This window comes from Martelella sp. NC20 (genome assembly GCF_013459645.1).
In the GTDB taxonomy this organism is placed as follows: Bacteria; Pseudomonadota; Alphaproteobacteria; order Rhizobiales; family Rhizobiaceae; genus Martelella.
Genome location: NZ_CP054861.1, coordinates 3717884 through 3740314, shown reverse-complemented (window position 1 = coordinate 3740314; position 22431 = coordinate 3717884). Strand labels below are relative to the sequence as shown.

The 22431-nt window shown below is 61.6% G+C and carries 20 protein-coding genes and 1 tRNA gene; 9 read left to right on the top strand and 12 right to left on the bottom strand.

Translation table 11 applies throughout. The annotated features are described in order from the left end of the window. Positions 1 to 33 precede the first annotated feature (33 nt). The 10 genes from HQ843_RS17915 to HQ843_RS29845 all read right to left on the bottom strand — a co-directional run bounded on the left by HQ843_RS17915 (position 34) and on the right by HQ843_RS29845 (position 10776). Complete coding sequence (locus HQ843_RS17915) at positions 34 to 885, bottom strand: ABC transporter permease (RefSeq protein WP_180901877.1); 852 nt, start codon at positions 883 to 885, stop codon at positions 34 to 36. A 10-nt stretch (positions 886 to 895) separates the two neighbouring features. Next, the gene (locus HQ843_RS17910) at positions 896 to 2152 is read right to left on the bottom strand and encodes an ABC transporter permease (protein WP_246710144.1); all 1257 of its coding nucleotides are present in this window, start codon (positions 2150 to 2152) and stop codon (positions 896 to 898) included. A 133-nt stretch (positions 2153 to 2285) separates the two neighbouring features. Then, the gene (locus HQ843_RS17905) at positions 2286 to 3386 is read right to left on the bottom strand and encodes an extracellular solute-binding protein (RefSeq protein WP_180901878.1); all 1101 of its coding nucleotides are present in this window, start codon (positions 3384 to 3386) and stop codon (positions 2286 to 2288) included. Positions 3387 to 3466: 80 nt separating this feature from the next. After that, positions 3467 to 4561, bottom strand: a complete 1095-nt coding sequence (locus HQ843_RS17900; protein WP_180901879.1) for an ABC transporter ATP-binding protein — start codon at positions 4559 to 4561, stop codon at positions 3467 to 3469. A gap of 317 nt (positions 4562 to 4878) precedes the next feature. Then, positions 4879 to 5694 (bottom strand): MBL fold metallo-hydrolase, encoded by an 816-nt coding sequence (locus HQ843_RS17895; protein WP_180901880.1) that lies wholly within the window; start codon positions 5692 to 5694, stop codon positions 4879 to 4881. Positions 5695 to 5697: 3 nt separating this feature from the next. Beyond that, complete coding sequence (locus HQ843_RS17890; protein ID WP_180901881.1) at positions 5698 to 6477, bottom strand: TatD family hydrolase; 780 nt, start codon at positions 6475 to 6477, stop codon at positions 5698 to 5700. A 22-nt stretch (positions 6478 to 6499) separates the two neighbouring features. Next, a complete protein-coding gene (metG, locus tag HQ843_RS17885; protein WP_180903267.1) occupies positions 6500 to 8047 on the bottom strand; it encodes a methionine--tRNA ligase in 1548 nt (515 codons plus the stop codon). A gap of 125 nt (positions 8048 to 8172) precedes the next feature. Next, positions 8173 to 9207 carry a DNA polymerase III subunit delta' gene (locus tag HQ843_RS17880; protein WP_180901882.1) on the bottom strand — a complete coding sequence of 345 codons (1035 nt, stop codon included), beginning with the start codon at positions 9205 to 9207 and terminating at the stop codon, positions 8173 to 8175. Next, complete coding sequence (gene tmk / locus HQ843_RS17875) at positions 9194 to 9853, bottom strand: dTMP kinase (protein ID WP_180901883.1); 660 nt, start codon at positions 9851 to 9853, stop codon at positions 9194 to 9196. The genes HQ843_RS17880 and tmk overlap by 14 nt, the downstream gene beginning before the upstream one ends. A gap of 74 nt (positions 9854 to 9927) precedes the next feature. Then, positions 9928 to 10776, bottom strand: coding sequence for a septal ring lytic transglycosylase RlpA family protein (locus HQ843_RS29845; protein ID WP_180901884.1), 849 nt, complete (start codon positions 10774 to 10776; stop codon positions 9928 to 9930). A 291-nt stretch (positions 10777 to 11067) separates the two neighbouring features. On the opposite strand from HQ843_RS29845, the gene HQ843_RS17865 reads away from it, so the two are divergent. From HQ843_RS17865 to HQ843_RS17855, 3 genes are all read left to right on the top strand, one after another. Beyond that, positions 11068 to 11157: transfer RNA gene (locus tag HQ843_RS17865), tRNA-Ser, on the top strand. Between the two features lie 223 nt (positions 11158 to 11380). Continuing rightward, the gene (locus tag HQ843_RS17860; protein WP_180901885.1) at positions 11381 to 12067 is read left to right on the top strand and encodes a TetR/AcrR family transcriptional regulator; all 687 of its coding nucleotides are present in this window, start codon (positions 11381 to 11383) and stop codon (positions 12065 to 12067) included. Positions 12068 to 12071: 4 nt separating this feature from the next. After that, positions 12072 to 12560: a hypothetical protein gene (locus tag HQ843_RS17855; protein WP_180901886.1), complete on the top strand. Its 489-nt coding sequence runs from the start codon at positions 12072 to 12074 to the stop codon at positions 12558 to 12560. Positions 12561 to 12760: 200 nt separating this feature from the next. Here the strand turns inward: HQ843_RS17855 and HQ843_RS17850 are convergent, their stop codons facing one another. Next, complete coding sequence (locus HQ843_RS17850) at positions 12761 to 13924, bottom strand: FAD-dependent oxidoreductase (RefSeq protein WP_246710143.1); 1164 nt, start codon at positions 13922 to 13924, stop codon at positions 12761 to 12763. Between the two features lie 634 nt (positions 13925 to 14558). Here HQ843_RS17850 and HQ843_RS17845 point away from each other — a divergent pair. From HQ843_RS17845 to HQ843_RS17820, 6 genes are read left to right on the top strand one after another with little or no spacing between them, the layout of a single operon-like run. After that, on the top strand, positions 14559 to 15641 hold the full coding sequence (locus HQ843_RS17845) for an ABC transporter ATP-binding protein (protein ID WP_180901887.1): 1083 nt from the start codon (positions 14559 to 14561) through the stop codon (positions 15639 to 15641). Between the two features lie 25 nt (positions 15642 to 15666). Next, the gene (locus HQ843_RS17840; protein WP_246710142.1) at positions 15667 to 16641 is read left to right on the top strand and encodes an ABC transporter substrate-binding protein; all 975 of its coding nucleotides are present in this window, start codon (positions 15667 to 15669) and stop codon (positions 16639 to 16641) included. Between the two features lie 5 nt (positions 16642 to 16646). After that, on the top strand, positions 16647 to 18389 hold the full coding sequence (locus HQ843_RS17835; protein WP_246710141.1) for an ABC transporter permease: 1743 nt from the start codon (positions 16647 to 16649) through the stop codon (positions 18387 to 18389). Next, complete coding sequence (locus HQ843_RS17830; RefSeq protein WP_180901888.1) at positions 18377 to 19402, top strand: MBL fold metallo-hydrolase; 1026 nt, start codon at positions 18377 to 18379, stop codon at positions 19400 to 19402. The genes HQ843_RS17835 and HQ843_RS17830 overlap by 13 nt, the downstream gene beginning before the upstream one ends. Before the next feature lie 2 nt (positions 19403 to 19404). Continuing rightward, on the top strand, positions 19405 to 20004 hold the full coding sequence (locus HQ843_RS17825; RefSeq protein ID WP_180901889.1) for a dual specificity protein phosphatase family protein: 600 nt from the start codon (positions 19405 to 19407) through the stop codon (positions 20002 to 20004). Positions 20005 to 20011: 7 nt separating this feature from the next. Beyond that, positions 20012 to 21040 (top strand): LacI family DNA-binding transcriptional regulator, encoded by a 1029-nt coding sequence (locus HQ843_RS17820; protein ID WP_180901890.1) that lies wholly within the window; start codon positions 20012 to 20014, stop codon positions 21038 to 21040. A gap of 392 nt (positions 21041 to 21432) precedes the next feature. On the opposite strand, the gene thyA is transcribed toward HQ843_RS17820, so the two are convergent. Continuing rightward, positions 21433 to 22359 carry a thymidylate synthase gene (gene thyA / locus HQ843_RS17815; RefSeq protein ID WP_180901891.1) on the bottom strand — a complete coding sequence of 309 codons (927 nt, stop codon included), beginning with the start codon at positions 22357 to 22359 and terminating at the stop codon, positions 21433 to 21435. Between the last annotated feature and the right edge of the window lie 72 nt (positions 22360 to 22431).

Here is a 22431-nt window from a genome sequence, read left to right as displayed (position 1 = left end):
CACTATTACGGGGGACGGCGCCGGTCGGATCGGTCAGCCCGGAGAAAGACCGCGCTGCCGCTCGGAACGGCGGCGCATCAGCTCCAGGAAGGTGAGCAGTACCACCGAGAGCGCGACCAGGATCGAGGCGACGGCCAGGATCGTCGGCGATATCTGCTCGCGCAGCCCGGTGAACATCTGCCAGGGAAGCGTTTTCTGCGAGGCGGAGCCGAGGAACAACACCACAACCACCTCATCGAACGATGTGATGAATGCGAACAGCGCCCCGGAAATCACGCCGGGCAGGATCAGCGGCATCTGCACCTTGAAGAAGGTCGTCAGCGGATTGGCGCCAAGGCTTGCCGCCGCGCGCTCCAGCGAGCGGTCGAAGCCGACCATGGTGGCGGTCACGGTGATGATCACGAACGGCGTGCCGAGCACGGCATGCGCCAGCACGACGCCCCAATACGTGCCCTGGAGGCCGATGCGCGAATAGAAGAAATACATGCCTGCCGCCGAAATGATCAGCGGCACGATCATCGGCGATATCAGGATCGCCATGATTGCCCCGCGAAACGGGACATGGCTTCTGGCAAGACCGATCGCGGCCAGCGTGCCGAAGGCGGTTGCCAAAAGCGTTGCCGCCGGCGCGATCATGACCGAGTTCCGCAGCGCCTGCTGCCAGTCCGGATTATGGAAGAAATCCTGATAGTGCTTGAACGAGTAGCCGGCGGGATCGAGCGCCAGCATTTTCGGCGTGAAGGTGAAGAAGTTCGCGGCGTTGAAGCTGAGCGGAATGATCACCAGGATCGGAAAGATCAGAAAGAAGAAGATCAGGCCGCAGATGACCAGAAAGACATAGTGCCAGATCTTCTCAAGCGGCGAATCATAGGGCTGAATGGCCATGGTCCCTCTCCTATCCGAGCTTCACATTGTCGATGCCGACGATCTTGTCGTAGAGCACGAACATGAACATGACGACCACCAGAAGCAGCGTGCCAAGTGCTGCGGCAAGCCCCCAGTTGAGCGAACTGGAAATGTGATAGGCGATCCGGTTCGAGATGAAGATACCGGAGGTTCCGCCGACGAGTTCGGGCGTGATGTAATAGCCGATCGACAGGATGAAGACGAGCACCGCGCCGGCGCCGATGCCGGGCACGGATTGCGGGAAGTAGATCCGCCAGAACGCCGTCCAGCTCGTGGCGCCCAGGCTGCGGGCGGCGCGCACATAGGTCGGCGAGATCGTCTTCATCACCGAATAGAGCGGTAATATCATGAACGGCAGCAGAATGTGGGTCATGGCGATGATCGTGCCGGTGGCATTGTTGATCATCACCAGCCGGTGGGCATTGTCGACGATCCCCGACCACACCAGCAGGTCGTTGATGACGCCCTGCTGTTGCAACAGCACCTTCCAGGCGGAGGTGCGCACCAGAAGCGAGGTCCAGAACGGCAGCAGCACAAGCACCATCAGCAGGTTGGCGCGGCTCAGTGGAAGATGTGACAGAAGGTATGCAATCGGGTAGCCGAGAACGAGGCACGAACAGGTGATGATCATCGAGAGCATCAGCGTCCGCGCGAACAGGAACAGGTAGATCCGTTCGTTTTCCGGCTTCATGCCGATGCCGTCCGGCCCCATTTCCGCATCGACGGCGTTCAGAAAATAGCCCGGCGTATAGGCCGGCGAGTACAATTTCAGGATCGCCCAGGTATCGAGGTCGCCCCATTTGGCATCGGATTCGATCAGTTGCGCCTTGATGTCCGGCGAACCCGGCTCGATCTGGCGCACCGTGCGGCCGGCCTTGCGGAACAGGCTCGACATGCCGGACTGCTCATAGTTGAGGCGCGAGCCGAGACGGGTGTGGGTCTTTTCCTCGACCGCAACGGTCAGATCGTCATAAAGCGCCTCATAGGCGGCTTCGTCCGGCAGTTGCCCCGTGGCCGGGTCCCAGTCGCTGAGCGCCACGGTGGTCTTCGGCAGGGTGTCGGCGACGATGTTGTTTTCCACCGAGCGGAACAGCATATCGCCGATCGGTGCGATGAAGGCGACGAGAACGAAGGCAAGCAGAGGCGCTATCAGCAGCAGAGAACGCATCTTCTCGCGCCTCAAGGCCCTCCTCAACGCCTGTTTGAGCGGTTTGCCCTCGCCGGTCAGGATTAATTGCTCAGCCACGCCGATCTGTTCCCCTGTTTTTTATTAGGTTTGGAGCGGATTGCGCAAAAGGGTCGCCGCGCCGTCTTGCGCAATCGGCTCCCTGCCCCGGCGTACCGGGACAGGGTTGTTCAAAGAACTTAGATCCTATGCCTTACTGGGCAAGCCAGGACTGGAACTTCTGCTCCACATCGTCCTGGTTGTCGGCCCACCACAGGATGTTGTTGACCAGGTAATTGCCCATATTGGCCGGGTTGGTCGGCATGTGCGGAGCCATCGGAATGCCGAGCTCGGCATGGTCGCCGACGAGCGGCTGCGACGACGCGCGGGCCGGGCCGTAGGAGATATACTTGGCCTGGTCGGCAAGGCGCTGGGTGTCGGTGGCGAACATGATGTAGTCCTTCACCAGAGCCAGCTTGTCATCGGGAAGACCGGCGGGGATGATCCAGCCGTCATAGTCGAACACTTCCCAGTCCCACAGCATCTTCACCGGCTGATCCTGCTCGGCGATCACGCTGAACAGACGGCCGTTATAGGTCGAGCCCATCACGATTTCGCCGTCGGCGAGAAGCTGCGGCGTTTCCGCGCCGGCCGACCACCAGATGATATCGTCCTTGATGGTGCCGAGCTTGGCGAGCGCGCGTTCAACGCCTTCGGGCGTGGACAGAACATCATAGAGATCTGCCTTGGCTACGCCGTCGCAGATCAGCGCCCATTCCAGGTTTTTTTTCGGACGCTTTTCAAGCGCGCGCTTGCCCGGGAAGGTCTCGGTGTCGAAGATGTCGCAAAGCTCGTCCGGCTCCTGGCCGTTCCAGGCGGCGACATCGGTGCGATAGCCGAAGGTGGTCGAGAACACGATCTGCGGAATGAAGCAGTCATTGATCACGGCGTCGCCGAAATCCTCGACCGCGGGCGTGCCGTCGGGCGCGGGCTTGGTCCACTCGTTGAGGTCGATTTCCATGGCCAGGCCTTCGTCGCAGAGACGCTGGCTGTCCGGGCCTTCCACGTCGACGATGTCCCAGGTGACATTGCCGGTTTCAGCCATGGCGCGCAGCTTGGCGACGGCCTCGTTGGACGATTCATCGTTGATGATGGTGACATCCGGATGCTCGGCGAGATAGGGCTGGTGATAGGCATTGTCCTGCGAGGCCGAATAGGCGCCGCCCCAGGACACGATCGTCAGGTCCTCGGCCAAAGCCGCATTGCCCATCGCCACGGTCGCGGCGGAGGCGAGAATTATACTACGGAGTTTCATATCAGTTCCCCTTTTTACAGATTTCACTGGTTACGATTGTTTGAACGGCCGCGTCCGCGGCCGCCACGGTTCACCTGCGGTCAGGCGGCGTAATCGAGGGCCTTGCAGTCACGGGCGGCAAAACCGACCGTTCGTGTCTGGCCAACCTCGAGATCCCAACGTTCGCCGCGATTCCTGACCTTGACGATGAATTCGTCATTGCCGCACACGCTCATGCGCACGCGGATATGGTCGCCGAGGTAAATCAGTTCCTCGACCCGGCCGGTCACCTTGTTCTCGACCGTATCGGCCGCGATCAGCTCCACCCTTTCGGGCCGGAGCGACAGTGTGGTGCGGTCGCCTTCGCTCGCGACATTCACCTTGTCGGCGACCAGTGTGGTCCCGTCCTCGACGCGAACGGTGCATTCATTCCCGTCGATGGATGTGACGGTTCCGTGCAGGGTGTTGTTCTCACCGATGAACTGGGCGACGAAGGAATTGCCCGGCCGCTCATAGAGCACCTCGGGCGCCGATAGCTGCTGGACGATGCCGTCGTTGAACACGGCAACCCTGTCCGACATCGTCAGCGCCTCCGTCTGGTCGTGGGTGACGTAGACGAAGGTGACGCCGAGATTGTCGTGGATGTGCTTGATCTCATACTGCATCTGCTCACGCAGCTGCTTGTCGAGCGCGCCGAGCGGCTCGTCCATCAGCACCAGTTCGGGATCGAACACCAGTGCGCGCGCAACGGCAACGCGCTGCTGCTGGCCGCCGGAAAGCTGGCCCGGCCTGCGGTTGCCGAACTTGCCGAGCTGGACCATGTCGAGCGCGTTTTTGACCTTTTCCTCTTGCTTGGCTTTGCTCATGTTTCGCAGTTGCAGCGGAAAGGCGAGGTTCTCCGCGACCGTCATATGCGGAAACAGCGCATAGTTCTGAAACACCATGCCGATGCCGCGCTTGTGCGGGGGCACGTTGTTGATCGGTCGCTCGTTGAGGTAGATTTCGCCGCCCGTCGCGGGTTCAAAACCCGCAAGCATCATGAGGCACGTCGTCTTGCCTGAGCCGGAAGGCCCCAGCATCGTCAGGAATTCGCCTGGCGGGATATCGAGATTCAGCTTTTTGACGACCAGGCTTTCGCCATCATAGCTTTTTTGAACATTTTCATACTTAACCGATGCACCACGGTTATTCGCCATATTGTCCCCATCTGGTTTTGCCCACCGCTTTCTGTTGCGCGATTTTCAGGCAGTCCGTACCCAATACTGCAATTCGCGCCCGTCAAATCAACCTCAAATTTCAACTTCATGGGCAGAAAGGTCGATTTTGCCTTGCGGTTCAGCCGGAGCGCCGGCTGCATAAGACTTTGGTCTAATGGTTGCGGGTAGAATGCGAACCGGATCGCACTCCGCTGTTGCGTTGTTTCAAAATTCGAAGGGCAGTATAGCGCGAGCGCCGATCGCCCCCGCGACTGTTTGCGACGCGGGATGATGCCGCCTGCGGCGGCAATCAGGCGTCAGGGGAGATCGCATTCGATCGTCAGGCCATCATAACCCGGTACGACGTGGTCCGGCGTTTCCGCCATCACCGTGTCGTAGTCGAGCGGGGTATGCATATGGGTCAGCACCGCCCGCCGCGCGGCGAAGCGTTCGATCCAGCCGAGCGCCTGCGACAACGACAAATGGCTCGGGTGGGGGTCATATTGCAGTGCATCAATAATGATCAGGTCCAGCCCCTGAAGCTTCGCGATCGCCGCGGCGGGAAAGTCGCTGACATCGGTACAGTAGGCGACGTCGCCGATCCGGAACCCGAGCGAAATGATATCGCCATGCTGCTGGGGGAACGACTGGAATTCGATGGTCCCGCCCGGCCCGTCGATCTTCACCGGCGTGTCGAGGTCCTCAATGAGGTTCGGCTCGGCGATCGCCGGATATGTGCTGCCTTCGGGAACCCGCAGACAGTAGGAAAAGCCATCCAGTATCCGGCTCATCGTCACCGGCTCCGCGTAGACCGGGATGCGGCGGCGCTGGGCATGGAAATAGCCGCGGATATCATCGATGCCGTGCAGATGGTCGGCATGGGCATGGGTGTATAGCACCGCGTCGAGCCGGGTCACGCCGGTGCGAATCATCTGCTCGCGAAAATCCGGCCCGGTGTCGATCACCACCGTCGTCACCCCGCCATCGGGGGCGAACTGTTCGACCAGAAGAGCGGTGCGGGTACGCCTGTTCTTCGGATTTTCCGGATCGCAGCCCCCCCAGTCGCCGGTAATCCGGGGCACACCGGGTGACGACGAGCAGCCGAGAATGGTAAAACGCCGCCTGTATCCCAAAGCTCACACCCGCGTCATCTTGGAAAAGCAGCGAAACGCGTTGTCAGTCGTGATCGCGGCGATCTCGGCTTCGCCGATGCCCTTCACCTCGGCCAGAACCCGCGCGGTATTGACCACATAGGACGGCTCGTTGCGCTTGCCGCGATAGGGCGTCGGCGCAAGATAGGGCGCGTCGGTCTCCACCAGCAGCCGGTCCATCGGAACATCCGCCGCGATCGCCCGTATTTCCTGCGAGTTCTTGAACGTCAGGATACCTGAAAACGACACATAACCGCCGAGCGCGACACCGGTTTCGGCAAGCGCCCTGCCCGATGAAAAGCAATGCAGAATGAACGGAAAGGCGCCCGCTTCGCTCTCCTCGGTCAGAATCGCGGCCATATCCTCATCGGCATCGCGGCTGTGGATTACCAGCGGCAGGCCGGTACGCCGCGCCGCATCGATATGGCGCCTGAGGCCGGTTTTCTGCGCCTCGGCCTTTTCCGGCTGATAGTGATAATCGAGCCCCGCCTCGCCGATTGCGACCACCTTTGGATGCGCCGTCAACGCAATCAGGTCTTCCGCGGCGATATCGAGTTCCTCATCGGCATTGGCGGGATGGGTACCGACGGAGCAGAAAACGTTCTCGTATTTTTCTGCGATATCAATGATCTGTGGGAACTTCTTCACGCGGGTTGAGATCGTCACCATCTGCGCGACGCCCGCTCCCTTCGCGCGCGCGACCAGTTCGTCCCGCTCGGCGTCGAAATCCGGGAAGTCCAGATGGCAATGGGTATCGATCAGCATGAATGTCTTTCTATTGTTCTGGCTATTCTTCGGGCGCGACGTAGCGCGGAAACACCGGTTCAGGCTTTGCCAGCGGCGTACCCGGTTTCAGACGACCCGCCTCACCCAGATGCGCGAATGTGCGTTCGGTTTCCGGCACGGCGACCAGATCGAGCAGTTTCGCCGCTGATTCGGGCATGGCCGGCTGCAGCAGGATCGCAACCTGACGCACCACTTCGGCCGTGACGTAAAGCACCGTCGCCATGCGTTCCGGATCGGTCTTCTTCAGCGCCCAGGGTTCCTGTCCGGCGAAATAGCGGTCGGCATCCGAAACCACGCCGATGATCGCTGCGAGCGCGCGGTGGATCGCCAGCCGGTCCATGTCGGCGCGCACCGTCGCGATCACGCTATCGGCGCTGGCGAGCATGGCCTTGTCCGCGTCGTTAAGCGGACCGCAGGCCGGCACCTGACCATCGCAGTTCTTGACGATCATCGACAGCGAGCGGCTGGCGAGATTGCCGATCCCGTTCGCAAGGTCGGAATTGATCCGGGTCCCTATCCCCTCGTCGCTGTAACTGCCGTCATGACCGAAAGAGACCTCGCGCAGGAAGAAATAGCGGATCGGATCGAGCCCGAAATGTTCAACCAGGTTGAACGGATCCACGACATTGCCGACCGATTTCGACATCTTCTCGCCCTTGTTGAGCAGGAAGCCATGGGCATAGACCCGCTCCGGCAGCGCCACGCCGGCTGACATCAGGAAGGCCGGCCAGTAGACGGCGTGGAAGCGGATGATATCCTTGCCGATGATGTGAATGCCGGGCCAGAAATCCCAGAGCGCGCCGGTTTCATCGGGAAAGCCGAGCGCCGTGATATAGTTGGTCAGCGCATCGACCCAGACATACATGACGTGATCGGGATTGCCCGGCACGGGTATGCCCCAGTCGAAGGTGGTGCGCGAGATCGAAAGGTCCTTCAGGCCGGATTTGACGAAGGACACAACTTCGTTGCGGCGTTCATTGGGACCGATGAAATCGGGATGCGCCTCGTAATAGTCGAGCAGCCGGTCGCCATAGGCGGACAACTTGAAGAAATAGCTCTCCTCCTCGACCCATTCCACCGGCGAGCCGAGCGGTTCGCGGCGCACGCCATCCTCACCGAGAGTGGTCTCGCTTTCGTCGAAATAGGCCTCCTGACGGACCGAATACCAGCCGCCATATTTGCCGAGATAGATATCGCCATTCTCCTCCATGCGCTTCCACAGTGCCTGGACGGAGATGCGATGGCGCTCCTCGGTGGTGCGGATATAGTCGTCATTGGAGCAGTTGAGCCGCGCCAGAAGGTCGCGGAACACCGCCGAGTTGCGGTTTGCGAGTTCGATCGGCGGGATACCTTCCTTTTCGGCGGTCTGCTGCATCTTCTGGCCGTGTTCGTCCGTGCCGGAGAGGAAACGCACATTCTTGCCGTCGAGGCGGGCAAAGCGCGCCAGCACATCGGTTGCAATCATCGTATAGGCGTGGCCGATATGAGGCGTGCCGTTCGGATAGAAGATCGGCGTCGTGATGTAGAAATTGTTGGCCTTGTCGCTCATGTCCGAAGTCCGTCCGCTTGGCTGCTGCTGCCGGGCGCGTGAAACGCGGCGCCGGCGTCGATCGTTTCGCCGGTCTTAACGCCAGTGCCGCATCGCATCAAGTCAAACCGAGCGGAGCGCGGCGTTCATTTGACGGCAAGCCTGATGCGGGAGAGCAGATCGAGGACAAGCTGCTTGCGGTCGAGATTGAAGGCGTCGGCCGTCGCCACATCATTGCCGACCTCGGAGGAGAGCGCGGCCAGCCGCTCCGCCCGCGCGATCGCCCCGGCCTCCGCCGCCTCACGCGCCCGGCTTCGGATATCCTCTTCGATATGGCCGAGCAGGAAGTCGAACACGGTTTCGTTGTCGCGCTTGGCAAGGGTGTCGGCAAGCCGGTGCATCATCGCACGGGCCTCGGCGTCCGAACCCTCAAGCGTGGCCTGATAGGCGTCGATGATCTCGCCGCCGCCGTAATTGACCAGCTTCAGCGCCTCGGACACGCTGCCATTGGCAAGCGCTGCAAGCCGTGCCCCGTCTTCGCCACCGCTATCAACACCCAGAGCGCCGAGCGCCTTCAGCAGATCCTCCGGCGCAAGCGGCCGCAGGCGAAACGGCAGGCAGCGCGACCGGATGGTCGGCAGCAATCGTCCCGGCGTGTGCGAGATCAGCAGGAACATCGCGTTCCTGGGCGGCTCCTCGAGAATCTTGAGAATGGCGTTGGCGGCCGAACGGTTGAGGTCGTCGGCGGCGTCGACGATGACGATCCGCCAGTTTCCGGTTCCCGATGTCTGCGACAGGAAATGCCCGGCCCGGCGGACCTCGTCGACGGTAATGGCGGTGCGCCGCTTGCCGGTTTTCACATCGACCGGCCGTTCCAGATGGAGCAGGTCGTGGGACGCGCCGGCGATGATCTGGCGCGTCAGGGGGGCTGCATGATCCGGCGCGATGAGATGATCGGGCGCGGAGTGCGGCTCGGGATAATGCAATACGTGGTTTGCGAACCGGAAGGCGAGCGTCGCCTTGCCGATCCCCTCGCCGCCCTCGAACAGGATCGCGTGATGCCCCTTGCCGGAGCTATAGGCCGTCGCAAGATAGGCCTCCGCCGCTTCGTGCCCGAACAGATTGCGATTGGCGGCCGGATGGACCGCGCCTTCGAGAACCATGTCGTCAGCCATCGCCATGAACCTCCAGAAGGGGTGAAACCGCCTGCCAGACCGCGCGCGCGACAGTCTCGGGCGCGTCGTCGGCGCGGATCACCCGGCATCTGTCCGGCTCCGCCTCGGCGATCTTCAAAAAGGCCCGGCGGCGCGCCTCGTGGACCGCGATATCATCCTTTTCGAACCGGTCCGGCGCGCCCGCAAGCGCCTGTTCGGGCGAACGCGCCTTGACGCGCTTCAACCCTTCAAGCGCATCGAGATCGAAGATCAGGGTGAGATCGGGGATCGTGCCGTCGACGGCGACCCGTTCCACGGTCGAGACGAAATCAGCGGCAAGCCCGCCCGCAGCGCCCTGATAGACGCGCGAGGAATCCATGAACCGGTCGCACAACACGATCTTGCCCTCTGCCAGGGCGGGCCGGATGACCTCCTCGACATGATCGTTGCGGGCCGCCGCAAACAGCAGCACTTCCATGCCGACGCCAAACGGTTCGGCGGCGCCCGAAAGCAGCACGTGCCGCACGGCCTCGGCGCCGGCGGAACCTCCCGGCTCACGCGTGACCACCACCTGCCGACCAAGACCCGCAAGGCGGCCGGCAAGCAGGCGTATCTGTGTCGACTTGCCGGCGCCCTCGCCGCCTTCGAAGCTGATAAAAATTCCACGCTTCACGCTGTCTCATTCCTCCGACCATCGGTTCGTCCGGGTTTAGAGGAATTCACGCCGGGGCAAAAGGCCTGCGCGGGCTATCTTTTGAACGGGATCGGGACCGCGTAGCCGGTATTGTCGGCGAGGATCGATTCTGTGGCCGCACCGGCGTCGCTCGCCGTGACGGGCTTTGCTTCCTCCACCAGCGCCAGTTGTGCGGGCGCCGGTTCCGGTTTTACCGGAGCTTCAGCAACCTCGACGGGCTTTTCGCTCGCCTCTGTCTTGGCCGCGACTGCGGGGATTGCGGCCGGCGTTTCCGCGTTTGCGACCTGCACCTCGCCGAAACGCCCGGGATCGACGCCCTCGGGAACCTCTTTCTTCTCGTAGGAGGCCACCAGATAGTTCATGTCGTCGGCATTGCGCGAGGCCGGGCCGACGTAATCGACGCGGACATTGGCCACGCCCGCCCCCGTCATTTTCAGCATTTCCGCGGCTTTTTTGGAAAGGTCGATGATCCGGCCGGACACAAAGGGTCCGCGATCATTGACGCGGACGATGACGGAACTGTCATTGTCGAGATTGGTCACGCGGACATAACTTGGCAGCGGCAGCGTCTTGTGGGCGGCAGAGAGGTGATACATGTCGTAGATCTCGCCGCTCGCCGTGCGCCCGCCGTTGAATTTCGGCCCGTACCAGGAGGCTAGACCGGTCTTGGAGTATTTGGTGTCGGACTTCGGCGTGTACCATTTGCCGCGCACCTGATAGGGCTTGCCGATCTTCTGATAGGCAAGCGCATCCGCTTCGGAAATGCCATTGGCCGCAGCATCGGCGACTTCCGCCGCTTCATCTTTGATATCTTCGGATGTATCGCCCGTGGTCGTGCACGAAGCCATCAATGCAGTCAAAGCCAGCATTGCCAGCGAGGTGGAAAACCGGATTTCTTTCATGCCAACATTTCTTCCGTCTATGTCGATGTACCGTCAGAACTGCCTGCCGGAACCCCTGGACCTTGAAATTGTGTCAAACTCTCCTGTGCGGATGCTTGATGGCCGCTTTGTGGCGCGTTACCAAAATTGGCGGAAATGCGCAACCCAAAATTGATCCTGACGTGTTTCGACCGCCGCCGCGTGTCCGGGTCAGTTCATCCGATATCATCGGGATTGACCGGCCCGAGACCACGATGCTAAAGGCCAGCATCTACGCGGCATATGCGAATATTTCGTGAATGCGCCGCTGCCGGAGGAGTGGCCGAGCGGTTTAAGGCACCGGTCTTGAAAACCGGCGTACGGGAGACCGTACCGTGGGTTCGAATCCCACCTCCTCCGCCACCCCCGCCGATTCTGCGCTAAGGCGCGATATTCTTCGCTACAGTGGCCCAATTGCCGCCGGTTGCCGTTCATTCCCATGCGACCAGCCTGTTTTCTGAACGGACTTTTTTGGCCAAATTCGCGGTAGGCAGACACGATCCACTGCCCTGATGACCGGCTCGCAGATTCAGGCTGGACATATTTAGACCATCGGTCTAAATATGTCCGAGTGACTGAGATTGTTATGGATCATCCCTTGGATCAGCGGCTTCAGGCCCGTGTGCGACTGCGGCAACTGCCTGATCACCAGCGGGCCGCCTGGCTCGATGTGGCGGAAGAGGAATTCAGGGCGCTCGGGTTCGAGGGCGCGTCGATGAACCGAATTCTAACGCGTGCCGCGCTCAGCAAGGGGCAAGCCTACTATTATTTCGCGGATAAGAGCGAACTCTACCGCGCCGTCATCGAGCGCGCCATCGCCGAACTTGCCGACCTGATCAACGCAAGGCCGGTTCAGCCAGAGTCCATTGCTGATTACTGGGAACAGTCCGCCGCGCTTTTCGGCCATGTGACGGCGACCCTCAAGCAGAACGACCGCTTGGCTGAATTGGGTCGCGGCGTCTACCAGGAAGCGGCGGCTCAGGCCGCCATCGCGGATCTGCTCGAAGCGTTTCACGCCCAATTTGAGCGGTTGATAGAAGCCGGACAGCAGATCGGCGCCGTCCGCTCGGACCTGCCGCTCGCCTTGCTGACGGACATGGCTTTCGCTGCTGCGCGTGAAGCCGACCGTTGGTTTGCCCTGAATGCGCAAAAACACGATTCGCAGAGCCTCCGCGTCCTCAACCGCCGGGTGTTCAGCATGTTCGCCGCAATGCTCGCGCCAGGCGAATGCGGCGCGGCGTCAGCGAATGTTTCCGAATCACCCGAGGATTAGTCGAATGTCCAACTCCCGCCTTGTCATCACTACGCTTCTGGTCGCATCCGCCCTGAATCTGGCGCTTATGATTCCCGGGGGACTCGTTGAAACCCGAGATTTCAGCGCCTATCCCTCCGTTGTGCTCGGCGCATTCAACGTGTTTTTGACGGTGCTTGGTTTGGGCAGTCTTGTACTCGCCTATACGATCACGAAGGCCGGTAGAGGACATAACTGGTCCGCCCTTGCCGGCCTCAGCTTCGTCGGCGTTTATCTGCTCGATCTCGGGCGTATTTTTCCTGTGCCGCCCAATCCGATGTCGACGCTCCTGGCGACGCTGGAATGGATCGGCACAGGTCTGGGCGTCGCCTTGGTCATAGTCTCGCTCGTTCTGTCACGGCGCGCCGTGGCGACCTCAGCTACGCCATCGTTGCCGAAGCCGGTCATGTTCGGCCTTGGTCTGGTGGCGCTGATCATTGTCGCCTTTGCGACAAAGGCCGCAATGGGCGTCTAAGGCCCATTCCGATCAGACGGCAGCTAAGGCGCGGTTGGCTGCGTAGGGCGATTGCAGCGCCAAGCGGCATTAGAGGGTTATAGCGTAGACGTAGTGCTCATCTTCGTCGGCGTGGCCCGCCAAACCCGCCGATTGCCGCACAGGCTATCCTGGAACGATGCCCCCGAAGGGCAGTTGATAGCCCACCCCTGTCGTTTGATCTATGCGCCAGATGCCGCAAAGCTGCTGAACAGATCGACCACACTGCCCGGGGCAGTGTTACCGAAGAACAGCCTCAGGTTCTGCGCCGAGAGACCCGCGACTTCGCGGCTTCGCGCAAACAGGGCCGCCTCATACCTGGATAAGGCCGCTTCAATGTCGTGGGGGGTGTCGATGATCGCCTGGGCGAGTTCGGCGCCGTCGTACATGGCCAAGTTGGCGCCTTCACCGGCGAATGGGGACATAAGGTGGGCCGCGTCGCCGACCAGCGTCAGGCCGGTCTTTCGCGGCCACTCATGCCCGACTGGCAGCGCGTAGATCGGGCGGATCGTGGGATCGGCAACGCTGCCGGTGATGAAGCTGACAAGGTGCGGCGCCCAGCCTGCAAATTGCCGGGCGATGAAGTCCAGCCCGGCGTGAGCCTCGCTGAAATCAATGGACCTGACCCACTCTTCCGGCTCGTTCAGCGCGACATATCCGGCAACGCTGCCATCGGCATTGCGGTGCGCGATTATACCTTTTCCCGGCGCTGCAGCGATGAGGGTGCCGGCTCCGATTTCCGCCACGCTTTCCGCATGGCGAGTGTCGTCGGCAGCAAACGCTATCTCGATGAAGCAGGTGCCGGAATAGACCGGCTTGGAATCGGAAAGCAGTGGGCGGACCTTCGACCAGGCGCCGTCAGCGCCGACGAGCAGATCAACCGTCGCCTGGGTTCCGTTGGCGAAGCCGACCGCGTGCCGGCCCTCTGCGGTCCGCGCCAGGTCCGTGACCTTGTGATCCCACCGTATCGCGGTGTCCGGAAGCGAGGCGATCAGCATGGCGCGAAGTTCACCACGATCGACCTCCGGGCGCCGGGGCGTGCGGTTCCCTGCCTCGTCCAGCAGGATGATCCCATCCTTGTTGACGACGCGCTTTGCATCTTCACCTGGCCGAACAAGCCGCAGGAATGCGTCATACAGACCAGCCGCCTTGAGCGCGAGTTGACCGTTATGCTCGTGAATATCGAACAAGCCTCCCTGCTTTCTGGCGATCGGTGACGGCTCGGCTTCGTAGATCGTCGCTTCGATCCCGTGCTGGTGTAGGGTACGGGCGAGCGTCAGGCCGGCAAGGCCGGCGCCGATGATAGCTATGGTGTTTCGCATGTGCGCGCTCCAGTGCAGCAGCATCCTTCGATGCTGGCGGTTGTTGGGAGACGCTGGGCGGCCACGTAGGGCGGGACGACGTGTATGCGACGGCTTGCGGAGCATGGGCGCTGTGCAAAAGCAGTCGTTTTGCGCGACCCTCAACAGATACAGGAAACTGTCGGATTCAACAAGGCCCGGTACCTGCTCCTCGCGGTCTTCAGGATACCGTTGTATTCGAGACGGCATCTATGCGCGGCCTCCGCGCCCAAAAGCCGCCTGTCCGCGGACCACCAGACCAAGTTCATTCGGCAACTGGCGGAACCGCGGGTAAAAGCTTCGAAAGTCACGACGTGCGGCGTTAGAGGTCTACAGCGTAGACATAGTGCTCATCATCGTCGGGCGTGGCCCGCCATTGTATTTCTTCGTAAATTTGATATTGCGGTTATAAAACAACAAGTTATAAATTTTGATATAGTTGTCCTGCTGTAGCGCGCAAAATCGGATGGCGCCGCGCTTTGCGGAGCTCAATTTTCACAAAAACGAAAACGGGTTGAAATAGAACTGTCACACGACCGGTGCATTGATGGCGGCGAGGATTGCAAAGCATTGCAAAACGCCACTCCACCGGTCTCAGGACGGTTCGTCCGACTGCGACCGACAGCTCGGAACAGACCATATGAGCGCGATCGAAATCGAGAATGTCGACAAGTCTTTCGGCAAGACCGGCGTGTTGCACGGTATTTCGCTTTCGATCCGTTCGGGCGAGTTCGTTGCAGTGCTCGGCCCGTCCGGCTGCGGCAAAACCACGCTGCTGCGCACCCTTGCCGGTTTCGAGCAGATCGACCGCGGCGCAATCCGGGTTGGAGACACGCTCCTTTCCGGCCAAGGCCGGCATGTCGCCCCGGAAGAGCGCGGTATCGGCGTCGTGTTTCAAAGTTACGCGCTGTGGCCGCACATGACCGTGGCCGGCAATGTTGCCTACGGCCTCAAGGTCAAGGGGCTTGGCCGCAGTGAGCGCGAGGCGCGCACGGCCCGCGTTCTCGATACGGTCGGGCTGACGGCATTTGCGGATCGCCGGCCAGCCGCGCTTTCCGGCGGTCAGAGGCAGCGCGTGGCACTTGCCCGCTGCCTTGCCATGGATGCGGGCCTCGTGTTGCTCGATGAGCCGCTTGCCAATCTGGATGTCCATCTGCGTGGCGAGATGGAGGAAGAATTCGCCCGCTTCCACACCCGCTCAGGCGCCACCATGTTCTATATCACCCATGACCAGTCGGAAGCGCTCGCGCTTGCCGACCGTGTCGCGGTGATGGACAGGGGGACGATCAGTCAGTTCGCGAGCCCTTCCGAGCTCTACAGCCAGCCGGCAAATGAAATGGTCGCGACCTTTATCGGCGAGGGCCAGATCGCGCCGATCGCGGATTTCCAGCCTGATCGCAGCGGCTATGGCTTCGCCCGCTTCTTCGGTGAACGCGTTCGGGTGCGCAACCGCCCCTCGGCCCTGCCACGCGGCGAGGCATGCGTCGCCTTTCATCCGGGTGACCTGAGATTGACAGAGACAGGCGGCCTTGCCGCCACCATCCGCCGCATCACCTATCGCGGCGACATCCTGCGGGTCGAGCTTTCTGTCGGCCCGGATGAGAAAACCCTTTTCATGAACGTCCCTGCCCCGGCAAGCATCGAAGCCGGGCAGCGCGTGGCCGTCACGCTTGCAGACGGCTGGGTCCTGCCGGACCTGAAAGCAGCAGAAATCTCCCACTGAGCACAAACAATCAAGGAAATCCCCGATGAAACTTTCCATGCTTGCCCTTGCGACCGTCAGCGCGCTTGTCTTTACGGCTGCCCACGCTGAGGAAACCATCACGCTTTACACCAGCCAGGCGCCGGAACAGGCCCAGGAAACGGTCGACGCTTTTGAGGCCGCCAATCCGGATATCAAGGTCAACTGGACCCGCAACGGCACATCGGCGCTGATGAACGTGATGCGCGCCGAAATCGAAGCCGGCAACATCCAGCCCGACGTCCTGCTGGTTGCCGATCCGATCAACCTCGGCACGCTTAAGGCCGAGGGCCATCTCATGGCCTATCCGGACGCCCCGGTGGACGGCTATGACAAGGCGGCCTTCGACAAGGACATGACCTTTTTCGGCACCAAGGCGATCACCACGGGCATTGCCTACAACACCGACATCGCCGAGCCGGTCGAAAGCTGGAACGACCTTCTGGTCGAAGACAATCGCGGCATGATCGCCGTGCCGAGCCCGCTTTATTCGGGTGCCGCGCTGAACCATCTTCACGCCCTGATCAACACGCCGGAAATCGGCTGGGCCTTCTATGAGGGTCTGAACGATCTCGACGTCGTACCCGAGGGCGGCAACGGCCCGGCAACCAAGGCAGTCGCTTCCGGCATGGCAAAATACGCAATCCTCGTCGACGCCAACACGCTGCGCGCCAAGGCCGATGGCTCCCCCGTCGACTATATCGCCCCGAAGGAGGGCGTATCCTTCATCGGCGAACCGGTTGCCATCATGAGCACGACCGAACACGAGGAAGCCGCGAAGAAATTCGTCGACTTCCTGCTTTCCAAGGAAGGTCAGGAACTGGTCTCCGCCCAGGGCAACATCCCGCTTCTGCCGGGTGTTGCCGCACCGGAAGGCTATCCCGATCTCTCCTCGATGAAGCTGATCGGCTATGACGTCGATGAAGCCGTGAAGAACAACGACAAGGTGCGCGAACAGTTCGCCGAGATCTTCGGTCTGTAATCGCAATGTCCCTGTCGACCACAGCCACCGGAGAGCGTCCTTCATGGACGCTCTCCACCCTTTCCGGGCTCCTGAAGAACGAGCGCGCGCTGATGCTGGCGCTGGCGCTGTTTGTCGGCGTCCTGTCGATCCTGCCGCTTGGCAGGCTCGTCTACGCGGCCTTTGTGACGGGCGCCGGTTTCGACCTTAACCGCATCGCCGACGTTCTCGGCGGCCGCCGCGTGTTCGAAGCGACGGTCAACACGATCTGGATTTCGCTGGCAGCCACAGCCCTTGCCACGGTCGCCGGAACGATCGCGGCGCTTCTTGTCGGCGTGAGCGACATGCGCTGGCGGACCGCGTGGGTGTTCGGCTTCGTTCTGCCGCTGATGATCCCGCCGCAGGTCATCGCGCTCGCCTGGATCCAGGCCTTCTCGCCGGCAAGCCCGGTCATGAACCTTCTCGGCATCACCCTTCAACCCGGTATGCGGCATCCACTTTACTCGGCCAGCGGAATCGTCGTTCTGCTCGGCCTTTATAACGCGCCTCTGGTATTTCTGGCCGTGCGTGCCAATCTGCGCCGCGTACCCGCCGATCTGGTGGAAGCTGCCCGCGCGGTGGGCGCCTCGCCGCTCCGGGCGACAATCGGCGTGATCCTGCCCTTGATCCGCGGGGGCGTTTTTGCCGGAGCGGCCTTGGCCTTCGTGTCATCGATCGGCAATTTCGGCATTCAGGCCATGCTCGGCATTCCGGCCCGCGTGCCGACGCTGATCACTCTCATCTACAGGCAGCTCAACGCCTATGGCCCGTCGGCGTTGAACGACATGGCGCTCCTGGCGCTGCTGCTGGCCGGTTTGACCGTCCTCGGCATGGGCATTGCCGGCTTCCTGAGCCGCATGGGCGACCAGCGCGTCGATGGCGCCTCCAGACCTTTCAAATTTCCGCTTGCCCGCTTCCGCCTTCCCGTCACCGCTCTGGCATGGGGCTACCTTCTGTTTGCGTTGGCGCTGCCGCTTTCGGCACTTGCCGCTTCCGCTCTGGTGCGCGGATACGGGCAACCGCTCACGCTTGAGACGCTCACCTTCGACAATTTCTCCAATGCGATCTTCCATCACGAGGGCATCCGCAAGGCCTTCTTCACGAGCCTCTGGCTGACGGGTGTCGCGGTTGCCATCCTCATACCGGTTTCCGTCGCGCTCGGCTATTTCCTGAGCTGGCGTCGAGGCGTCACCCCGCGCCTGCTCTACCTTTCCTCCCAGCTTGCCTACGCCTTGCCCGGCATCATCATCGGGGTGGCCATGATCCTGTTTTTCCTGAAACCCCTACCGGTCGTGGGCGCAAGTCTCTACGGAACGATCTGGGTCATTCTTGCGGCCTACCTCTCGAATTTCCTGGCGCTGGCGCTGCAGCCGATCCTTGGCGGGTTTGCGCAGATCGAGCGGTCGCTCGACGAGGCTGCGCAGGTGGTCGGCGCGGGTATCTTCCGCAGGCTCAAGGATATCATCCTGCCGGTCCTGGCGCCTGCCGCCGCGGCCTCTGCCATCCTGGTGTTCATGACCGCCATCAACGAGATCCAGACCTCCGTGCTCCTGGTATCGTCGCGCGCGCAAACCATCGGCCCGATGATCATTTTCCTGGAGGAAGCCGGGTCATCGACGCTGGCCGCCGCTGTCGGTTGCCTGATGATCATCGTCATCCTCGCGCTGATGATCTTCAGCCTCACCTTCGCAAGAAGGCTTCCGCAGGGAGTGCTGCCTTGGCACGACTGAAGGTGATCAGCGGACTGAACCGCAAGAGCGCGGCCATCTTTCTCGTCGAGGCGGCGGGCAAGCGCGTCCTGTTCGATTTCGGAGACGGCCTCGATAAGGACGAGCATCCCGATATCGATGTCATCGGCGCCGTCGATGCGATCTTTCTCAGCCATGCCCACCGCGACCATGCCGGTTCGATCGGACGCCTCGGCGCGGTCGGCAATCCTTGCGTCTTCGCAACCGCCCGGACGCTGGATTTCCTTCAGGGTAGCCTCCCTCCGGGCGTGGCGCAGGTCATTCCCGAACAGGGGTCTTTCGAAGTCGGCGGACTTGCGCTCACGACCGGACGGTGCGGTCATGCGCCCGGCGGCGTCTGGTTCCACATGGAGACTGCGGCTGGCGGTTTCGTCTACACCGGTGACATCAGCCTTGAATCGCGCGGCATGGCGTTCGACTATCCGCCGCCGGCGTCGACCCTTCTGGTCGACGCATCCTATGGCGACCGAGCGCAGGATCTCGATGACCAGATCGCGGCCATTTCCGACTACGCGGAAGGGGGCGCCGTGCTTTGCTGTCCGTCCGCCGGACGCGGGACGGATATGGTGCTCGCCCTCGCCTCTCAGGGCCACGAGGTGCATGTCAGCGCGGACGTTGGCCAGGAAGTCGAGGCCGCGACCGGCAGATCATTCCCCGTTGTGGACGGGAAAAGCGCAGAGCCTGACCAGGTGATCGTTGCGACCGAACCCAATGCAGAGGCCGGGCTTTCGGCAGGGCTCCTGCAGCGCGGGGGCTTTCGCTTCGTATTTTCGAGCCATGTCCCGAACGGAACGCCGGCGCGTGTCCTGATAGAGCGCAATGAGGCCGTCTGGCTTGCCTGGAATGTCCATCCGCGCAAGGGCGATGTCATAGACCTTGCGGATCACTGCGGGTCGCGGCAGGTTCTGCCAGCCTTTGTCGACATGACAGCCGCCCCTGAACTTGCCCGTGCCCTTGGTGCACGTCTAACACTGGAACCCGAGACGGAGATTTGACCATGACAGAAAAACGCCTCGGTGTTCCAGATCACGTGCCCGAGGGCGAAGCGCGCGAGGATGACCGCCCGCTTCTCTTTCCGGTCATCGAAGATTTCGGCCCGCAAGGAAAGACGCTCTTTCTCGGCAATCTCGCGGCCGCCGAAGACCCCGATTGCCTGCTTCAGGCGGGGATCACGGAAACCCTCAACGTCTCGATCAACATGTTTCCCGGTCCGCTGCTCCTCTCAGACGGCACCCATGTCCGGCGCTACCAGATCGGGATGATCGACGGCACCGGCAACGATCCGCATCTTCTGGCGGCAAGCGTGTTCACCGTCGAAGGCCTGATGCGCGGCTATGTTCCTTCGAAGCCGCATTATCCAAGCCATCGCAAGGGAAATGTCCTGGTCCATTGCCGCGGTGGGCGCTCGCGATCGGTTACGCTGATCGCACTGTGGCTCTCCGCATTCGCCCCTGAACGGTTCGCAAGCTTCGAGACCGCGCTTGCGCATCTGAGACGGCTGCGCGGGCTCGACGACAGCTATCCGCTGCAGCCGATGCTTGCCCTCGCCGATGAGGTCAGGTCGCGCAACCTGCTTGGCGAAAAACACGCGACATAGGTGGGGCATGGCCGAAAAATTCATCTCCGCGGGCGATGTCGCCCGTCTCGCCGGCGTATCCCGCTCTGCCGTCTCGCGCACGTTTACCGAAGGCGCCAGCGTGGCTCCCAAGACCCGCGACCGGGTGATGAAGGCAGCCGAAGAGCTTGGCTACCGGGTCAATCTCCTTGCCCGAACGCTGCACAAGGAACGCTCGGATCTCGTCGGCCTTGTCGGCGCGAACCTCTCCAACCCCTATATTTCCGCCCAGGTCGATGCACTGACGGCGGCGCTCTACGCAAACGGGCTGCAATGCATGCTGCTCAATCTGGCGGGTCAGCAGGACGACATGGGGAACGCGGTTGCAAAGCTGCTTGAATACAGGGTCCGCACAGTCGTGCTTCTGTCTGGGGCCGTGCCGGATACGCTGATGCGGTTGGCTGCGGCCAATGGCGCGCGCCTCGTGCTTATCAACCGGCCGCTGCCGGAGAAAATAGGTCTTGTCGATCAGATCGAGGCGGATTCGGCTGCTGGCGGCGCGCTGGCGGCACAGCGGCTGATTGCGGCCGGTTGCAGGAACGTGGCCGTTGTCCTGTCGGGCTCCCGCACTTCCGCCAAACTGGCACGCGCGGAAGCTTTCATCGCGGTGATGAAGGATCATCTTGTACCGGTGACCCAGTGGAGCCGGGGGCGCAACAATTACGAGACCGGTGTCGAGGCTGCCCGCAGGCTCCTTGCAAAGCCCGGCATCGACGGAATTTTCGGAGTGACCGACGAAATCGCGCTCGGCGTGATGAACACGGCGCGCCATGAGCTTGCCCTGTCCGTTCCCGGCGATGTCTCGGTGATCGGGTTCGACGACGCTCCGATTTCCGGCTGGTCTTCGCACCAGCTCACCACCGTCAGCCAGTCGCTGTCCTCGCTGACTCGGGCAACGCTGAAAGCCATTACCGGACCGGCAAACGCCCCCTCCTCCCACCACTTCATCCCCGTGAGCCTGATCGAACGCCAGTCGGTGCGCGCGGGAGGTGCTGCGGGCGAAACAACAGGCATTTGAAACGCCTGGGAACGGCGGCCGGACAGCGGCTAACGGGCCCGGGCGGAGCCTAGGCTGCCCTCGAAATTCGGACACCGACGTAAGCTATGATTTTCAGCTTGCTGATCTTCGACGAAAAGGAGATCACACAGTGCCTTTCGTTACGGTCGGCCTGCGTTTTCTGAACTGCTACGCTTGGGCAACCGACTTACGCGATCCTCGACCAGTTGCGAGTGAGGGCATGGAACCATCACCAAATGCTACACAATATGCTACGCATAGTCCCTAATATCAGAATTCTATGTCATTGATTTTTTATGCTTTTATATAAAAGCCAAGCTCCTATTGAAAGACACCTCTCCGCCATTTTTCTCAAGGCACAAAGCTTCGCGCAGGCGGCCTCGCCCGGACGGCTACACCGCCACGGGCGCGGCGATGGCCGGGTGGGGGTCGTAGGCGGTTACTTCGAAATCCTCTATCCGGTAGCCGTCGATCGATGCCGGACGGCGCAGCAGGCGCAGTTTGGGGAACGGGCGTGGTTCCCGGGCGACCAGTTGCTGCGCCATTTCGAGATGGTTCAGATAGAGGTGATAGTCGCCCGCCACCCAGATCAGTTCGCCGGGGACCATATCGACCTGTTGCGCCACCATCGAAAGCAGCGCCGCCGAGGCCGCGCAGTTGAACGGCGCGCCGAGGCCGACATCCAGGCTTCTCTGGAAAAGGAGCATGGAGAGCTTCAGCCTGCTCTCGCCCGGCCCCGCGCCCTTGTTTTCAGAGGTATGGAACTGATAGGTCATATGGCAGGGCGGCAGCGCCATCTGGTCCAGTTCGCCCACATTCCAGGCGTGAAACAGCATGCGCCGGCTCGCCGGATTGGTTTTCAGCGTCTCGATGACGGTTGCGATCTGATCGTGTTCCTTGCCGCTGGCATCGAGCCAGCGCCGCCATTGCTTGCCGTAGACGGGGCCGAGATCGCCCCATTGGCGGGCAAATTCGTCGTCGGCGAGGATGCGTGCCTCGAAGGCCTCCTGCGCGATCGCCTCGCCCGTCGCCTTGCGGTATTTCTCAAGCGGCCAGTCGGACCAGATACGGACGTTTTCCCTCAGCAGCGACTGGATATTGGTTTGCCCGGTCAAAAACCAGAGCATCTCCTTGATCGCCGTTTTCCAATAGACGCGCTTGGTCGTGAACGCCGGAAACGTGCCGTCGGAAATGTCGAACCGCATCATCGCGCCGAAGGCTGAAAGCGTGCCGACGCCGGTGCGGTCTATCCGGCGGTCGCCTTTTTCCAAAAGGTGCTCGAGCAGATTGAGATACTGGTATTCGGGATGACGCGCCATTCGCAACTCCGTGGACTTCGGGCGGCAAGTCTGGACACGGCGCGTGTCCAAAGCAAGATATCCACGCTGAAT

Excerpts from the sequence above, each read along its gene's own strand:
- HQ843_RS17915 (WP_180901877.1), bottom strand. The coding sequence starts at position 885 with ATGGCCATTCAGCCCTATGATTCGCCGCTTGAGAAGATCTGGCACTAT.
- HQ843_RS17905 (WP_180901878.1), bottom strand. The coding sequence starts at position 3,386 with ATGAAACTCCGTAGTATAATTCTCGCCTCCGCCGCGACCGTGGCGATG.
- HQ843_RS17900 (WP_180901879.1), bottom strand. The coding sequence starts at position 4,561 with ATGGCGAATAACCGTGGTGCATCGGTTAAGTATGAAAATGTTCAAAAA.
- HQ843_RS17890 (WP_180901881.1), bottom strand. The coding sequence starts at position 6,477 with ATGCTGATCGATACCCATTGCCATCTGGACTTCCCGGATTTCGACGCC.
- metG (WP_180903267.1), bottom strand. The coding sequence starts at position 8,047 with ATGAGCGACAAGGCCAACAATTTCTACATCACGACGCCGATCTTCTAT.
- HQ843_RS17880 (WP_180901882.1), bottom strand. The coding sequence starts at position 9,207 with ATGGCGATGGCTGACGACATGGTTCTCGAAGGCGCGGTCCATCCGGCC.
- HQ843_RS29845 (WP_180901884.1), bottom strand. The coding sequence starts at position 10,776 with ATGAAAGAAATCCGGTTTTCCACCTCGCTGGCAATGCTGGCTTTGACT.
- HQ843_RS17860 (WP_180901885.1), top strand. The coding sequence starts at position 11,381 with ATGGATCATCCCTTGGATCAGCGGCTTCAGGCCCGTGTGCGACTGCGG.
- HQ843_RS17855 (WP_180901886.1), top strand. The coding sequence starts at position 12,072 with ATGTCCAACTCCCGCCTTGTCATCACTACGCTTCTGGTCGCATCCGCC.
- HQ843_RS17850 (WP_246710143.1), bottom strand. The coding sequence starts at position 13,924 with ATGCTGCTGCACTGGAGCGCGCACATGCGAAACACCATAGCTATCATC.
- HQ843_RS17845 (WP_180901887.1), top strand. The coding sequence starts at position 14,559 with ATGAGCGCGATCGAAATCGAGAATGTCGACAAGTCTTTCGGCAAGACC.
- HQ843_RS17840 (WP_246710142.1), top strand. The coding sequence starts at position 15,667 with ATGAAACTTTCCATGCTTGCCCTTGCGACCGTCAGCGCGCTTGTCTTT.
- HQ843_RS17835 (WP_246710141.1), top strand. The coding sequence starts at position 16,647 with ATGTCCCTGTCGACCACAGCCACCGGAGAGCGTCCTTCATGGACGCTC.
- HQ843_RS17825 (WP_180901889.1), top strand. The coding sequence starts at position 19,405 with ATGACAGAAAAACGCCTCGGTGTTCCAGATCACGTGCCCGAGGGCGAA.
- HQ843_RS17820 (WP_180901890.1), top strand. The coding sequence starts at position 20,012 with ATGGCCGAAAAATTCATCTCCGCGGGCGATGTCGCCCGTCTCGCCGGC.
- thyA (WP_180901891.1), bottom strand. The coding sequence starts at position 22,359 with ATGGCGCGTCATCCCGAATACCAGTATCTCAATCTGCTCGAGCACCTT.